General features: G+C 66.5%; 15 protein-coding genes and 1 tRNA gene. 7 read left to right on the top strand and 9 right to left on the bottom strand.

Annotated features, from left to right (window positions below; translation table 11 throughout):
• From PVW48_RS10780 to PVW48_RS10755, 6 genes are all read right to left on the bottom strand, one after another.
• Positions 1-1,338 carry a S41 family peptidase gene (locus PVW48_RS10780; RefSeq protein WP_274581335.1) on the bottom strand — a complete coding sequence of 446 codons (1,338 nt, stop codon included), beginning with the start codon at positions 1,336-1,338 and terminating at the stop codon, positions 1-3.
• A 7-nt stretch (positions 1,339-1,345) separates the two neighbouring features.
• Positions 1,346-2,449: a murein hydrolase activator EnvC family protein gene (locus PVW48_RS10775; RefSeq protein WP_274581334.1), complete on the bottom strand. Its 1,104-nt coding sequence runs from the start codon at positions 2,447-2,449 to the stop codon at positions 1,346-1,348.
• Positions 2,446-3,963 carry a 2,3-bisphosphoglycerate-independent phosphoglycerate mutase gene (gene gpmI, locus PVW48_RS10770; RefSeq protein ID WP_274581333.1) on the bottom strand — a complete coding sequence of 506 codons (1,518 nt, stop codon included), beginning with the start codon at positions 3,961-3,963 and terminating at the stop codon, positions 2,446-2,448. Before gpmI ends, PVW48_RS10775 begins: the two co-directional genes overlap by 4 nt.
• A 123-nt stretch (positions 3,964-4,086) precedes the next feature.
• Complete coding sequence (rlmH, locus tag PVW48_RS10765; RefSeq protein ID WP_274581332.1) at positions 4,087-4,557, bottom strand: 23S rRNA (pseudouridine(1915)-N(3))-methyltransferase RlmH; 471 nt, start codon at positions 4,555-4,557, stop codon at positions 4,087-4,089.
• Between the two features lie 18 nt (positions 4,558-4,575).
• Positions 4,576-4,908, bottom strand: coding sequence for a ribosome silencing factor (gene rsfS / locus PVW48_RS10760; RefSeq protein ID WP_274581331.1), 333 nt, complete (start codon positions 4,906-4,908; stop codon positions 4,576-4,578).
• 198 nt (positions 4,909-5,106) lie between these two features.
• Complete coding sequence (locus PVW48_RS10755; protein WP_012176768.1) at positions 5,107-5,709, bottom strand: SOUL family heme-binding protein; 603 nt, start codon at positions 5,707-5,709, stop codon at positions 5,107-5,109.
• A 311-nt stretch (positions 5,710-6,020) separates the two neighbouring features.
• On the opposite strand from PVW48_RS10755, the gene leuC reads away from it, so the two are divergent.
• The 6 genes from leuC to PVW48_RS10725 all read left to right on the top strand — a co-directional run bounded on the left by leuC (position 6,021) and on the right by PVW48_RS10725 (position 12,152).
• On the top strand, positions 6,021-7,424 hold the full coding sequence (leuC, locus tag PVW48_RS10750; RefSeq protein WP_012176767.1) for a 3-isopropylmalate dehydratase large subunit: 1,404 nt from the start codon (positions 6,021-6,023) through the stop codon (positions 7,422-7,424).
• A 34-nt stretch (positions 7,425-7,458) separates the two neighbouring features.
• Positions 7,459-7,986: an HdeD family acid-resistance protein gene (locus tag PVW48_RS10745; protein WP_274581330.1), complete on the top strand. Its 528-nt coding sequence runs from the start codon at positions 7,459-7,461 to the stop codon at positions 7,984-7,986.
• A gap of 37 nt (positions 7,987-8,023) precedes the next feature.
• Positions 8,024-8,629 (top strand): 3-isopropylmalate dehydratase small subunit, encoded by a 606-nt coding sequence (gene leuD / locus PVW48_RS10740; protein WP_274581329.1) that lies wholly within the window; start codon positions 8,024-8,026, stop codon positions 8,627-8,629.
• A gap of 105 nt (positions 8,630-8,734) precedes the next feature.
• On the top strand, positions 8,735-9,859 hold the full coding sequence (locus tag PVW48_RS10735; protein WP_274581328.1) for an endonuclease/exonuclease/phosphatase family protein: 1,125 nt from the start codon (positions 8,735-8,737) through the stop codon (positions 9,857-9,859).
• A gap of 75 nt (positions 9,860-9,934) precedes the next feature.
• Complete coding sequence (gene leuB / locus PVW48_RS10730) at positions 9,935-11,041, top strand: 3-isopropylmalate dehydrogenase (protein ID WP_274581327.1); 1,107 nt, start codon at positions 9,935-9,937, stop codon at positions 11,039-11,041.
• Between the two features lie 130 nt (positions 11,042-11,171).
• On the top strand, positions 11,172-12,152 hold the full coding sequence (locus tag PVW48_RS10725; protein ID WP_044028161.1) for a DMT family transporter: 981 nt from the start codon (positions 11,172-11,174) through the stop codon (positions 12,150-12,152).
• Here the strand turns inward: PVW48_RS10725 and PVW48_RS10720 are convergent.
• Positions 12,149-13,030 (bottom strand): lysophospholipid acyltransferase family protein, encoded by an 882-nt coding sequence (locus PVW48_RS10720; RefSeq protein ID WP_274581326.1) that lies wholly within the window; start codon positions 13,028-13,030, stop codon positions 12,149-12,151. The two genes, PVW48_RS10725 and PVW48_RS10720, sit on opposite strands and share 4 nt — an antisense overlap.
• A gap of 147 nt (positions 13,031-13,177) precedes the next feature.
• Between PVW48_RS10720 and PVW48_RS10715 the strand changes: the two genes are divergently transcribed.
• A tRNA-Pro gene (locus PVW48_RS10715) sits at positions 13,178-13,254 on the top strand.
• Positions 13,255-13,581: 327 nt separating this feature from the next.
• On the opposite strand, the gene PVW48_RS10710 is transcribed toward PVW48_RS10715, so the two are convergent.
• Both PVW48_RS10710 and PVW48_RS10705 read right to left on the bottom strand, forming a co-directional pair.
• Positions 13,582-14,166, bottom strand: a complete 585-nt coding sequence (locus tag PVW48_RS10710) for a hypothetical protein (RefSeq protein WP_274581325.1) — start codon at positions 14,164-14,166, stop codon at positions 13,582-13,584.
• Between the two features lie 42 nt (positions 14,167-14,208).
• On the bottom strand, positions 14,209-14,592 hold the full coding sequence (locus tag PVW48_RS10705) for a hypothetical protein (RefSeq protein WP_274581324.1): 384 nt from the start codon (positions 14,590-14,592) through the stop codon (positions 14,209-14,211).
• Between the last annotated feature and the right edge of the window lie 38 nt (positions 14,593-14,630).

Raw genomic sequence — 14,630 nt, 5'->3', positions numbered from 1 at the left:
TCAGTCGGTCGGCCCCAGCGCATTCAGCCCCTTGAGGATGTCGATGGCGTAGGCAAGCTGGTAGTCCTCTTCGCGCAACTCGGCGGCATCTTCAGCCTTCTGCCGCTCCTTGAGCAGCTGCTCACGCTCGGCCTCCGAGATCGAGTCGTTGTCCAGAGCTCCGCGCAGATCCGCTTCGGACCGGCGCGGGCGATTGTTCGCCTCCTCGTCCTCCTCAACCTCCAGACGCCGGGGCGGTTGCGCGACCACGATATCCGGTGACACGCCGAGCGACTGGATCGACCGGCCAGAGGGCGTGTAGTAGCGCGCCGTCGTCAGACGCATGGCACCATCCCCCCGCAGCGGCACGACCGACTGAACCGAACCCTTGCCGAAGCTCTTGGTGCCGACGACGATGGCGCGGCGATGATCCTGCAGCGCGCCCGCCACGATCTCCGAGGCCGAGGCCGAGCCGCCATTGATCAGCACGACGATCGGCTTGCCTTCGGCGAGATCACCGGGGGTAGCATTGAACCGCTCCCCGTCCTGGGGGTCGCGCCCGCGTGTGGAAACGATTTCCCCCTTGTCGAGAAACGCGTCGGAGACCTTGATCGCCTGTGTCAGCAAGCCACCCGGGTTGTTGCGCAGATCGATCACGAAACCGCTCACGGCTTCCATGCCACCCAGTTCGGCGACCTCTTCGGCCAGCTTCTCTTCGAGGTTCGGGAAGGTCTGGTCATTGAATGTGGTGATCCGCATGACCACCGTATCGCCGACCACCCGGCTGCGCACCGCGGTGAGCTTGATGGTGTCGCGGGTGATGGTGACATCAAAGGGCTCGTCGAAGCCCTCGCGCACCACGGTGATCACGATTTCAGAGCCCACCGGGCCGCGCATCATGGTCACCGCATCGTCCAGGGTCAGGCCAAGCACGCTTTCGCCATCCACGTGGGTAATGAAATCGCCCGCCTCGATCCCGGCCTCTGCGGCGGGGGTTTCGTCGATGGGCGAGACGACTTTCACAAAGCCGTCCTCCTGAGTGACCTCGATCCCCAGCCCGCCGAACTCGCCTCGGGTCTGCACCTGCATGTCGCCGAAATCCTTCGGCGCAAGGTAGCTGGAATGGGGGTCGAGCGAGGTGAGCATCCCGTTGATCGCGGCCTCGATCAACTCACCCTCGTCCACCTGTTCGACATATTGTGCGCGGATGCGCTCGAAAATGTCCCCGAACAGGTCGAGCTGCTCATAGACCGAGGTGTTGCGCGCATTGTCCTGTGCCAGAAGTGGCCCTGCGACCTGGGTTGTCAGCAGGGCGCCTGCCACCGTGCCGCCCAGTGCGGCCATCACGAATTTCTTCATCTGCGTTTCAATCCTTGTCTGTCACGAACCAGTCCGCCGGATCGACCGGGGCACCGCTCTCTCTCAGTTCCAAGTAAAGCGTCTCCTGCCGGGTTTGACCACTGGCAAAACCGGCCTGCTGCGCGGGGTCTCCCCCCATCAGGCCCAGCGGGGCGCCGGGGGCCAGCACATCTCCCCCATCAACGTAGAGCGCATCCAGCCCCGCGAGAATAAGCAAAACACCGGTTTGGGGCTCAAGCACGATCACGTTTCCGTAGTCCAGAAGCGTCCCGGTATAGCGCACCGTGGCCGCAAAGGGCGCCGTCACGAGCGCTTGGGCCGGCGCGGCCAGCACGAGACCGGGTCGCGCGATGCCTGCAAGATCCGCCTCGCCAAAGCGGCGCAACACGCGGGCCGCGACCGGCAGGGGCAGGGCCCCGCGGAGGCTGGCGAAGTCGGTCAGGGGCGCAGGAGGCGCAGGGATATCCGCAAGCCCCGCGGCGAAATCCTCCAGCGTCCGGCTGGAGGCTGACAGTACGCCCAGAAGCACCGGATCGGGCGCCGCCCCCTCGGGCAGCCGCACACGCTCGGCCATGATTTCGGCCAAGGCCACCCTGGCCGCCTGGATATCGCGCAATGCGCCTTCGAGCTGCGCGCTCGCACTGGTCCGGATCATGCGGACGCTGGAGAGCTCCTGCAGCGTGGCGCGCAGGGCCTCGGCCTCCGCGGCGACGGCGGGGGTCACGTCGGAAACCATCATCTCAGCCCTGGCAAGGCTGAGTGGGCCCTCCGGATGCAGCAGCAGCGCCGGGGGCGGGGTCTGGTCGAGGGTCTGCAGCACGCCCAGCAACGCGCCCAGCCGCGCCTGTTCCGCGGCCAGCCTTGCGGTGATCGCCTCTTCGCGGATCACGGCCTGCCGCGCGCTTTCACGCACCGCCTCCAACCCGGCCTCGAACCCGCGCACCGCATCGGTCAGCGCCGCGATCCGGTCCGGGGCGGAGCCGGCACCGGCCAGGGCCGTTTCGGCCTCGGCCAAGAGCGCCGCGGCCTGGGACGCCCGCGCCACGGGATCGGTCTGCGCCGCAACCGGCGCCGCCAGCAGCGCGCAGAGAAGGACCGCCGCCCGTCTCACCGGATCAGACTTCGGCCGGTCATTTCCACCGGCTGCGGCAAGTGCATCAGGTGCAGGATCGTCGGCGCAAGATCGGCTAGCCGCCCCGGTGCAAGCGTCGCCCCCTCCGGCCCGCCCACGAGGATCACCGGCACCGGGTTCAGGGTATGGGCGGTATGCGGGCCGCCGGTCTCCGGGTCGATCATCGTTTCGCAATTGCCGTGATCGGCGGTGACGATCATCGCACCGCCCGCGACCTCCAGGGCCGCAAGCGCGCGCCCGAGCCCTGTATCCACTGCCGTGCACGCGGCCTTCGCCGCCTCCAGATCGCCGGTATGCCCGACCATATCCGGGTTGGCGTAGTTCACCACGATCAGGTCATAGCCCGCCTCGATCGCCGCCACGAAACTGTCAGACACTTCCTCGGCGCTCATCTCGGGCTGCAGGTCATAGGTCGCCACCTGGGGCGAAGCCGGCATAAAGCGGTCCTCCCCGGTCTCGGGCGTCTCCTGCCCGCCATTCAGAAAGAAAGTGACATGGGGGTATTTTTCGGTCTCGGCGAGGCGGAACTGCCGCAACCCTTGCTTGGCGACCCAGGCGCCAAGGGTATTGACGATCTCGCGCTTGGGGAAAACGATATCGAACCAGCCATCATGGTCGTCGGAAAAGGACACCATGCCCAGCTTGGCGGCGAAATCTGGCAGGCCCGCGGGATCGAAGGCGTCGAAATCCGGCTGGGCCAAGGCGCGCAGGATCTCGCGCGCCCGATCGGCCCGGAAGTTCAGACAGAAGATCCCGTCGCCTTTCCGCATGCCTGCATACCCCCCGATCACCGTGGGGGCGATGAATTCGTCCGTCTCGCCCCTCCCGTAAGCGGCGGCCACGGCTGCCTGGGCGCTCTCGGCGGTCTCACCCTGGGCGCGGACCATGGCGGCGAAGGCGCGCGCGACCCGGTCCCAGCGGTTGTCCCGGTCCATCGCGTAATAGCGCCCGATCACAGTGCCGATCCGCGCGCCCTCGGGCAACGCAGCCTCAAGTGCGGGCATGAAACGGTCCGCGGATTTCGGCGCGACGTCGCGCCCATCGGTGATCGCATGGAGCACAACCGGCACCCCGGCCCCGGCCACCGCCTTGGCCGCTGCGATAATGTGATCCGTGTGGCCATGCACGCCACCGTCCGATGCCACACCCATCAGATGCGCGGTCCCCCCGCTGGATTTCAGCCGGTCAATGAAACCCGTGAGAGCCGGGTTGCGCGCAAAGCTGCCATCCTCGATCGCCAGATCGATCTGCCCGAGGTCCATCGCCACCACCCGGCCCGCCCCGATATTGGTATGCCCGACCTCGGAATTGCCCATCTGGCCGGAGGGCAGGCCCACATCCGGGCCGAAGGTCGTCAGCGTCGCATTCGGGCAGGTCGCCATGAGCCGGTCCATGACAGGCGTGTCGGCCAGCAACGGCGCGTTCGCTGGCCCGTCCGGGTCCAGCCCCCAGCCATCGAGAATACACAACACCACTGGTTTCGGCGCAGTCATCGGATCGTCCTTCGTTGTCTCCCGCGCCTTCTAACGAAGCGGCTGGGGATCGGAAACCTCCTGTGCGCGGTGCTCGGCATCATGGATCCACAAACACTCGAAAAACCGCCCATACCGCCCGCGTTACACGCGGTGATACGGCGTCCCTGCCAGGATCGCGGCCGCGCGATACAACTGTTCGGCAAGCATCACACGGGCGAGCATGTGCGGCCATACCATCGCCCCGAAGGACAAGCGCGCCTCCGCCTGCGCGCGCAAGGCCTTGTCGAGCCCGTCCGCCCCGCCGATCAGGAACGCCAGATCGCTGCGCCCCGCATCGCGCCAGCCTGCAAGACTGTCGGCGAATTGCGGCGAACTCATGGTCTTGCCGCGCTCGTCCAGCGCGCAGATCACGGCACCACGCGGCACCGCCTTGCGCAACAGGTCAGCCTCCGCCGCCTTCCCGCCGCCCTTGCGGTCCTCAACCTCGACGACGCTCGCCGGACCGAGGCCAAGACCCCGCCCGGTGCGGTCGAAGCGTTGCAGGTAGTCATCGATCAGGTCGCGTTCCGGTCCCGTCCGCAGGCGGCCGACCACGCACAGCGTCACTTTCATGAACCGTCCGGCCCGGACTCAGGCCTGGGCCGCCGGGGTCATCCACATCTTTTCGAGCTGGTAGAACTCGCGCACTTCGGGGCGGAACACATGCACCACCACGTCGCCGGTATCGATCAACACCCAGTCGCCCTGGCCCTTGCCCTCGACCTTGCAGGCCACGTCTAGCTCGGCCTTCAGCCGTTCGACCAGCTTTTCCGAAATCGCGGCCACCTGACGCGTGGAGCGCCCCGAACAGACGACCATATGGTCCGCCATGCTCGATTTGCCCCGCAAATTGATGGAGACGACATCCTCGGCCTTGTCTTGATCAAGAGAGGTGAGGGTGAGCGCCAGTATCCGGTCGCTCATTCTGCCGGATGTGGGCACGGCGGCCAGTCCAGCCTGAGGGGTTTCAGTCACAGCGGAGACCCCAACCGCATTGGAAATGTGAGACAGATTTCTGTCCTCCTGGGCAACACGTCAGATACGCCCCGACGCCGGGCTACTAGCAACATAGCATTGAACGACATTTCGCTCAACGGCCCGCACTTGGGGCGGCCATGCGCATCAATTCAAAACGAGCGCAACCTCGTTGCGGCGAGTCCACGGCAGGGTGAACGGCCCATCATAAAAATAGAACCGCGGCGCACCGGACGCGTCCAACCCGTGCGCTGCTGCAAAAGCCCGCAATTCCAGCTCTTTCTGGGTGAGCTGTGCTTCGCTCCAGCGGCCGGTGAACTGCACCACCAATTGGTCCTCCGCCGGTGTCTCGGTCAGACGGATCGCCGCCGATTGCGGCTTCGGCAGGTTTTCCAGTGTGTAACCCCGGGGCATCCCGAATCGCACGACCCAGAGACCGGCGTCATCATCGTCGGCGGCCTGCTGACTGACCGGTGTGGTCATCGCGACCTTGGCCTCATCCACGTTGCCGCCGAAGATGTAGTCGGCCAGCACGCGGAAGCCGCGCGAGACGGCCTCTTCCCGGTCGCCTTGCACATAGACCTCCGCGACGACCTGCGGCGCATAGCTGCGACGCTCGAAATCGCCTTTTTTCACGGTGACTTCATAGCTGGGGGTCTCATATCCACGATAAAGCTGCGCTTCTGCGCCCACCGACACCGCGGCGACCATCATACCGAGCATCAAGGCTATATGTGTGGTGCGTATCATGACGCCGTGTCCTTCGACTTTGGTGGTATTGTGCAGGGGGTACGGTGCCATATCGGGCCCGGATCATTTTTTTCCACACCCCACGGGTGCGACACATGGACAGCGGCCCCTGCCGGGCGGCGACAAGCATCTCTTGCGGCACAGGGTCGGGGGCTGTATCTGCTGCTCATGGACAGAGTTTTCGACATGTCAGACCGGTCGCGGTTGCCCTGGCGGTTCCACGGCGCCCTTCGAACGGTGCGCGTGGGGCTTTGACGCCCCTGCCCCTGCCAGACCCATTGCAATGACACCCTCCACCTGGGGAGAGATCCATGACTGCCCGCACGCTTTACGACAAGATCTGGGATGCGCACCTGGCCCATGAGGCCGAGGATGGCACCTGCCTGCTCTATATCGACCGCCATCTGGTCCACGAGGTAACCAGCCCGCAAGCCTTCGAAGGTCTGCGCATGGCGGGCCGCACCGTCCGCGCGCCGGACAAGACCATCGCCGTGCCGGACCACAACGTGCCCACGACGCTTGGCCGCGAGAACCCCGACCAGATGACCGAGGACAGCCGCATTCAGGTCGAAGCCCTCGACAAGAACGCCAAGGATTTCGGGATCCATTACTACCCGGTTTCCGACATCCGCCAGGGCATCGTCCATATCGTGGGGCCCGAGCAAGGTTGGACCCTGCCGGGCATGACCGTGGTCTGCGGTGACAGCCACACCGCCACCCACGGCGCGTTCGGCGCGCTGGCGCACGGTATCGGCACCTCGGAGGTCGAGCATGTGCTGGCCACCCAGACCCTGATCCAGAAGAAATCCAAGAACATGAAGGTGGAGATCACGGGCAAGCTGCGCCCCGGCGTGACCGCCAAGGATATCACCCTCTCGGTGATCGGCGCCACGGGCACCGCGGGCGGCACCGGCTACGTGATCGAGTATTGCGGCGAGGCCATTCGCGACCTGTCCATGGAAGGCCGCATGACCGTCTGCAACATGGCAATCGAAGGGGGTGCACGTGCGGGCCTGATCGCGCCGGACGAGAAGACCTATGAATACGTGCAGGGCCGCCCCCATGCGCCGAAGGGCGCACAGTGGGAGGCCGCGCTGGCCTGGTGGAAGACCCTCTATTCCGACGACGACGCCCATTGGGACAAGGTCGTCACCATCAAGGGCGAGGATATCGCCCCCGTGGTCACCTGGGGCACCTCCCCCGAAGACGTGCTACCGATCAGTGCCATGGTGCCCGCGCCGGAGGATTTCACCGGCGGCAAGGTCGACGCGGCCCGGCGCTCGCTCGACTACATGGGCCTGACCCCGGGCACGCCGCTGAGCGAGATCGAGATCGACACGGTCTTCATCGGCTCCTGCACCAATGGCCGGATCGAAGACCTGCGCGCCGCCGCGGAAATCCTGAAGGGCAAGAAGATCGCCGTGAAGCGGGCGATGGTGGTGCCAGGCTCCGGTCTTGTCCGCGCCCAGGCCGAGGAAGAAGGCCTTGCCGACATCTTCAAGCAGGCCGGGTTCGAATGGCGCATGGCGGGCTGTTCCATGTGCCTGGCCATGAACCCCGACCAGCTGAGCGAAGGCGAGCGCTGTGCCTCTACCTCGAACCGCAATTTCGAGGGGCGGCAGGGCTACAAGGGGCGGACGCATCTCGTCTCGCCCGCCATGGCCGCCGCCGCCGCGGTCACCGGCAAGCTCACGGACGTGCGGGACCTGATGTAACCCAGAAAGCAGGAGACTTGTCGTGAAACAATGGATGAAATGGGCCCTGCTTGGGCTGCTCTCGCTGATCTGCGGCGTGATCGTACTGGGCAACACCGTGCTTGCCTCGATCGCGGTCACCGGCCTGACCGGGGCGCTTTTCCTGATCGCAGGGGGCGCGCAGATCGTCGGCGGCCTCGGCGAAGAGGGCTTCGGCAGCAAGGCGTTCTCGATCGGCATGGGGGTGCTCGCGGCGTTCCTGGGCCTCTCCTTCCTGTTCAACCCGCTTCAGGGCGCGATTTCCCTCGCCCTGCTGATCACCATCCTGCTGGCGGTCAGCGGCGGTGCGCGGATCGTCTTTGCCTGGACCATGAAGCAGACCCAGTTCTTCTGGCCGATGCTGATCTCCGGCGCTCTGTCGATCCTGCTGGCGGCTTACATCACGGCCAATTTCGCCACCGCCTCGGTGCAATTGCTGGGCGTGCTGCTGGGGGTCGAGTTGCTGTTCAATGGCATGGGCTTCGTGGTGCTGGGCTTCTTCCTGCGCAGCCATCCCGAGCTGGCCAAACCGAAAAAAGACTAACGGCGCCTGCCTCGGCACGACGCCTCGGAGACTTCTGATGGAAAAATTCACCAAGCTGACCGGGATCGCGGCGCCCATGCCGCTGGTCAATATCGACACCGACATGATCATCCCCAAGCAGTTCCTCAAAACGATCAAGCGCTCCGGCCTGGGCGTGAGCCTGTTCGACGAGATGCGCTATGACCGGCAGGGCAACGAGAACCCGGATTTCGTGCTGAACAAGCCGCAATACCGCGACGCCCAGATCCTCGTGACCGGCGAGAATTTCGGCTGCGGCTCTTCGCGGGAACACGCCCCCTGGGCGCTGCTGGATTTCGGCATCCGCTGCGTGATCGCGCCGAGCTTTGCCGATATCTTCTACAACAACTGCTTCAAGAACGGCATCCTGCCCATCGCCCTGCCCCAGGAAGAGGTGGACAAGCTGATGGACGATGCGGCGCGGGGGGCAAACGCGACCGTCACCGTCGATCTGGAGAACCAGACGATCTCCGGCCCCGACGGCGGCACGATCTCCTTCGAGGTGGACGCCTTCAAGAAGCACTGCCTGCTCAACGGGCTCGACGATATCGGGCTGAGCCTTGAGAAGGTCGCGTCCATCGATGCGTTCGAGGCTCAGGCCAGCGCGGCACGGCCCTGGGTCTGACCCCATCGGCCGGACGCCGGTAAGGATCCCTTAACCAATATTGACGAAACATGGCGCGGCTTTCGATCAACGGATCGGAGGCCCTTTTCACGTTCGGACCCGTCCATGCGCCTTGCCCGCCTGTTCCGATTTTGCCTTGTGCTGGCCCTGCTGGTCGGCCCGCTGCGTTTGGCCGCCGAGACCGTGCGCGTGGCCTATTTCCATACCGAGCTCTCGGCACGCGGGCCGGGGCTACTTCTGCGCGACCTGCGGCGGGATGAGGCGCCGGACCAACTCGCCGCGGTGCTGGGCATTTTGGTAGAGACCGCACCGGACATCGTCCTGCTGGCCGATATCGATTACGACGCGGGGCATGCCACTTTGGCCGCGCTGCAAACGGCCCTGGCCCAGCGCGGCCTGCCTCTTCCCCACGGGTTCACCGCCGCGCCGAACACCGGCGTGCCCACTGGCCTCGACCTCGACCGCGACGGGAAATGGGACGAACCCGAAGACACCCAGGCCTTTGGCGAGTTTCGCGGCGCGGGCGGGCTGGTGCTGCTGTCGCGCTACCCGATTCTGCGCGACGAGATCACCGACCTGTCGCGCTTGCTCTGGGCCGAGTTTCCCGCCGCCAGCCTGCCCGAAACTTACGGTCCCGAAGAACAGGCCGTGATACGGTTGTCGGCCACCGGGCATTGGGACGTGCCCGTGCGCCTGCCCTCAGGCGACGTGCTGCGGCTTCTGACCCTGCACGCCACGCCGCCCGTGTTCGACGGTCCGGAGGATCGCAACGGGCGGCGCAACGCGGACCAGATGCGGCTCTGGGCCGACTACCTCAACGGCTGGCGCCCGGAAGGCACCGCCCCCCCGCTCGGGAAGGCCTTGGTTCTGGGCACGCTCAACGCCGACCCGCAGGATGGGGAGGCCCGCCCCGGCGCCCTCGCCCGCCTGCGCGCCCACCCACGCCTTCAGGACCCTGCACCGCAAGCGACGGGGGCGGCGGCGGCCACTCGGGCGCAGGGCGGCGTGAACGCCCGACACAGCGGCGATCCCGCACGCGATACCGTGGACTGGCCCGACACGCGCCCAACCGATCCCGGCAACCTGCGGGTTGATTACATCCTGCCCACGCGGGACCTGACCGTGACCGGCGCCGGTCTGCACTGGCCCGACCCGGAGGACGCCGCGGCGCTGGCACGGGCCGAGACCGCATCCCGCCACCGGCTGATCTGGGTCGACCTGCGTCCCTGAGCACACGCCCACGCCTTGACCCTCCGCGGTCAACGGGATACCGCACGCGGCAAAACGCAGCCGGAGAAACACGACATGAGCACCGCTTCCCTTCTGATCCTTGCCGGGGACGGCATCGGCCCCGAGGTCATGGCCGAGGTGCGCAAGATCATCGACTGGTACGGCGCCAAGCGCGACCTGGCGTTCGACGTGTCCGAAGATCTCGTGGGCGGGGCGGCCTACGACGTGCACGGTGTGCCGCTTGCGGACGAGACCATGGCCAAGGCCCAAGCGGTCGACGCCGTTCTGCTCGGCGCCGTGGGCGGGCCGAAATACGACACACTCGACTTCTCGCTGAAGCCCGAGCGCGGCCTGCTGCGCCTGCGCAAGGAGATGGACCTCTTTGCCAACCTGCGCCCGGCCCAGTGCTTCGACGCGCTGGCGGATTTCTCGTCGCTCAAGAAGGATATCGTCGCCGGGCTGGACATCATGATCGTGCGCGAGCTGACCTCCGGCGTCTATTTCGGGGAGCCGCGCGGCATCCACAAGGAAGGCAACGAGCGGGTCGGCATCAATACCCAGCGCTATACCGAGAGCGAGATCGCCCGCGTCGCGCGTTCGGCCTTCGAGCTGGCCAAGAAGCGCGGCAACAAGGTCTGCTCGATGGAGAAAGCCAATGTCATGGAGTCGGGCATCCTGTGGCGCGACGTGGTGACCGAGATCCATGCCGCCGAATACGCGGATTTGGAGCTGAGCCACATGTATGCCGATGCAGGCGCCATGCAGCTCGTGCGCGCGCCCAAGCAGTTCGACGTCATCGTCACCGACAACCTGTTCGGCGACCTGCTGTCCGATGCGGCGGCGATGCTCACCGGCTCGCTCGGCATGCTGCCCTCGGCCTCCCTCGGGCTGCCGATGGAAAACGGACGGCCCAAGGCGCTCTACGAGCCGGTCCACGGCTCCGCCCCGGACATCGCAGGCCAGGGCAAGGCCAACCCCTGCGCCTGCATCCTGAGCTTTGCTATGGCGCTGCGCTACTCCTTTGACCAGGGGGCAGAGGCCGACCGGCTGGAAGCCGCGGTCAACGAGGTGCTCGCCCAGGGCATCCGCACCGCGGACCTGATGCAGGCAGGCGACACCGCGCCGGCCAGCACATCGCAAATGGGCGATGCGGTGATCGCGGCCCTCGACGCCAGCCTCTGAGCCCCGCAACCCTCGCAGACCCGGACTGCATCCACCCGTATGCAGTCCTTTTTTCTTGGCAACATGGCGAAACCGACGCACAGTCGACCGCGTTTGCGGTAAAACCGCCCGGAAAGCCCGATCCATGACGCTGTCATCCAACCTCAAGGGAGCCCTGCTGGGCCTCGCGGCCTTCGCCGTCTTCGCGGTCCATGACGTGGTCGTGAAAACGCTCGGGGGCAGTTACACACCGTTCCAGATCGTGTTTTTCGGCGTGCTTTTCAGCTTCCCGCTGACCACCGTGATGATGATGCGCGAGAAAGCACATGGCAATCTGCGGCCCCGGCATCCCTGGTGGATCGCCCTGCGCACCGGCGCGGCGGTGATCACCGGCCTGACCGCGTTCTACGCCTTCACGGTCCTGCCGCTGGCACAGGTCTACGCGATCCTCTTCGCCTCACCGTTGCTGATCACGGTGCTGTCGATCCCGATCCTGGGCGAAACCGTGCGCCTGCGTCGCTGGCTGGCGGTGATCGTGGGCCTGATCGGGGTGGTGGTGGTGCTGCGCCCCGGCGCAGTGGATCTGACCCTGGGCCATGTCGCCGCCCTGACCGCGGCGGTCGGTGGCGCGCTCGCCTCGGTGGTGGTGCGCAAGGTGGGTCGAGAGGAGCGCTCGGTCGTGCTGCTCCTCTATCCGATGGTGGCGAATTTCGTGCTGATGGCCTGCCTGATGCCGTTCTTCTATCGCCCGATGCCCGTGGGGGACCTGGCCGCGGTGGGGCTGATGGCCGCCCTCGGCTTCGGGGCGAGCCTGCTGCTCATCGCCGCCTACCGCGCCGGGGAGGCCGCGATCATCGCGCCGATGCAGTATTCCCAGATCCTCTGGGCGTCGCTCTTTGGCTTCGTGCTCTTCGGCGAGGGGATCGACCTGAACACCGCCCTCGGGGCCGCCATCGTGATCGCCTCCGGCCTCTATATCGTCGCGCGGGAAAGCCGCTCCAGCGTATCGGACAACATGCCCGTCCTGCGCACCCGGTCCCGGCCCGAAACCGGGACCATGCCGCGGGTCGGCCCGCTGCTGCCGGACACGGCCAAACCCGACCTGCCCGGCGACAAGCCCGACGCGGATTAGCCGCCCTCCATCCCCTTCCACCGCCGATGCGGCCAGAGCCACTGGTCCGGGTCGGCCTCGATCCGCGCGGTGGCCCGGTCGTTGAAGGCGCGCATCATCTCTTCGGGCGTCTCGCCCTCGATCGGCGCCTCGAACACCACGTCGATCCGCCCCTCCGCGTCGCGCCGAATACCAAAGCACGGCACCAGCGGCGCGTTGTAGCGCAGGGCCAACTCCGCTGGGGTCAGGGCGGTGCGCGCGTCCGCCCCCATGAAGGGCAGCACAGCGCCGGTAAAATGATACTGATCCGCCATGATCGCAAAGGCACCACCCCCCTTGAGGTGCCGCAGGAGCATGCGAAACCCGTCATTGCCCTTGGGCACGAGCGGTGTTCCGGACGCGGCGGCCCCCTCGGCCAGGTAAGGCTCGTAATAGGGATTGTTGTTGGGCCGGTAGAGCGCGCCGACCTCGATCCCGAGAGTATCCCGCAAATAGATGCGCGCCGCGTCCCACTGCCCGAAATGCGCACTGACCAGCAGGATCGGCTTGCCCGCGGCATGGGCGGCCCGGATCGCCTCCAGCCCCGGGCCAGAGACATTGAACGGCAAATGCTTTGTCTGATGTTCGGTCCCGAACAGGATCTCGGTCAGGGTCCGCCCCAATTGCCGCCCGATGGCGCGACACCGGGCGCGCGCGGCTTCCGGCGCCATTTCGGGATAGATCCGCGCGAGATTGGCCATCACCCGTTTGCGCGCCGGGGGGAAGTGACGCAAGGCCAGCCCGGCCAGCGCCCCGCCCAGCGCCACCCGACGCCGGAACGGCACCAGCCGGGCCAGCTTCAGGAACACATAGATCGGTGCGAAACTGATCAGGTAGGAGAGGCGCGCGCGGCGGGTCATGACGCGCCTGTTTTAGCCGTGCCGCGCGCCCGGGACCAGCGCTTCCGCATGCAGGGCGGCGCGTGGCTTTTGCGCAGGTTTTGCCCGGCCGCGACCGATGACCGCTTGCATCCGGAGCGCGAAGCGAGTACCCCCGCGCCATTCGGTCGGGCTGTAGCGCAGCCTGGTAGCGCACCTGCTTCGGGAGCAGGGGGTCGGAGGTTCGAATCCTCTCAGCCCGACCAAATGGTTCCCCCGTGTGACGTTTGCCACTGTATCTTGCCTTTCTTGGACACTGCTTTGCCATTTTGCCGGCGGCGTGACTTGAGGGAGCTTCGGGGAGCGCGTCGCAGTTGTGCTGCGCCGTGCTGAACGCGTTGGGTCCAGCGCCCGGATGCAACGGGCGGCCAATAACTGATGTTGGGATGACTCGCGCTGAACGTTGCCGCGCTCAGGTCACGGCAGTGAGGGGCAAGGCTTTCAGTTCCGCGTCAGCACCGCTGCTCAGGTCAATTTCCCGAGCAGTGCTGTCGTTTTTTTTGGCGCAACCGGGATGGCCATGCCGCTACGGTCTACTCCTGTGACAGAGCACCCTTTTGCGGTGTCTTGAACCGCGCAGTGCGGGCCTGGGCCCTTGCGACCTCCTCGGCCAGGCGGATCGCGGGGGGCAGATCGGCAATGGCGTAGAGGCGGGTGTGGCCCTTCTCGGCGATCAACGGACGCACGCCGAGCCGGGCGAGCAGCGGCGCCATCAGGTGCGGGCTGCAGCCATGCGCCGCGGCCAGATCGCTGAGGGTGCGATGGTGCGCGAAGAGCTGTTCGACGGCGGCCACCGGATAGCCCTCCATCCGCCGCCCGTCCACCTTGTGGCGATCCGCTGGCGGAAGCAGGGTCAACTCCACAAGACGGGTAATCGTGACATAGCGCAGCCCGTAGCTCGCGGCGAGCGCTTCGGTCGTCAGCTGTCCATCCGCGTGTCGCAGCGAGCGCGCGAGCGGCTTTCGGTGGCGGTTTATCTGTGTCTCGAGCACCCGGATCGCCTCCCATCCATGGTCGTCGGGACAGCGGACCGCCGGGGCCAGCGCGCCGTCCAAGAGCAAGCGCGCCGTGGCAGCCGGTCCCTGCCGGGAGGTCCGCGCGAATGCCGACAAGGACACCCAGCCCGATCCTAGGTCTTCGGTCGCGCGCGGCGCCGCCGCCTAGAACGCGTCCCGCAGCGCCACAACCTCGTGCCGCCAGGGCCTCGATTTGCGCTGCGGCCAGGAGGACGCCCGCCCGAGGACCCGCGCGGGCCAGACCTTCTCGAAGGTGAACCGACGCATCCCAAGCAGCTGCCGTGCTTCGTCGAAGGACACGGTATCCTGCACCCGGGCAATCGCGCGCTCGGCCGCCGACCGATCGTAGACGCGATAGGTTTTCCCGAACGCAGACACGTGACCCACCGTGGGGACCTTGTCCGCCGCCAGGGCGAAGCGCACGGACCCACGGGAGACACCATGGCTTTGGGACAGCGTCTCTACCGTCGCGTGATCGAAGGCCGGGATCACCCGGTTCAGGAAGGAATAGGCCCAATGCCGCTGCATGTGGCGCGTTGCGGCCCCGTGCACAGCGTCCAGAAGCG

Source organism: Dinoroseobacter sp. PD6 (assembly GCF_028807315.1).
GTDB lineage: Bacteria > Pseudomonadota > Alphaproteobacteria > Rhodobacterales > Rhodobacteraceae > Dinoroseobacter > Dinoroseobacter shibae.
Note: the sequence above shows the minus strand (reverse complement) of the source record. Positions and strands in the feature narration are given on the sequence as shown.

Coding starts and splice junctions, on each gene's coding strand:
- PVW48_RS10780 (WP_274581335.1), bottom strand. CDS start 1,338: ATGAAGAAATTCGTGATGGCCGCACTGGGCGGCACGGTGGCAGGCGCC.
- gpmI (WP_274581333.1), bottom strand. CDS start 3,963: ATGACTGCGCCGAAACCAGTGGTGTTGTGTATTCTCGATGGCTGGGGG.
- rlmH (WP_274581332.1), bottom strand. CDS start 4,557: ATGAAAGTGACGCTGTGCGTGGTCGGCCGCCTGCGGACGGGACCGGAA.
- rsfS (WP_274581331.1), bottom strand. CDS start 4,908: ATGAGCGACCGGATACTGGCGCTCACCCTCACCTCTCTTGATCAAGAC.
- PVW48_RS10755 (WP_012176768.1), bottom strand. CDS start 5,709: ATGATACGCACCACACATATAGCCTTGATGCTCGGTATGATGGTCGCC.
- leuC (WP_012176767.1), top strand. CDS start 6,021: ATGACTGCCCGCACGCTTTACGACAAGATCTGGGATGCGCACCTGGCC.
- PVW48_RS10745 (WP_274581330.1), top strand. CDS start 7,459: ATGAAATGGGCCCTGCTTGGGCTGCTCTCGCTGATCTGCGGCGTGATC.
- leuD (WP_274581329.1), top strand. CDS start 8,024: ATGGAAAAATTCACCAAGCTGACCGGGATCGCGGCGCCCATGCCGCTG.
- PVW48_RS10735 (WP_274581328.1), top strand. CDS start 8,735: ATGCGCCTTGCCCGCCTGTTCCGATTTTGCCTTGTGCTGGCCCTGCTG.
- leuB (WP_274581327.1), top strand. CDS start 9,935: ATGAGCACCGCTTCCCTTCTGATCCTTGCCGGGGACGGCATCGGCCCC.
- PVW48_RS10720 (WP_274581326.1), bottom strand. CDS start 13,030: ATGACCCGCCGCGCGCGCCTCTCCTACCTGATCAGTTTCGCACCGATC.
- PVW48_RS10705 (WP_274581324.1), bottom strand. CDS start 14,592: ATGCAGCGGCATTGGGCCTATTCCTTCCTGAACCGGGTGATCCCGGCC.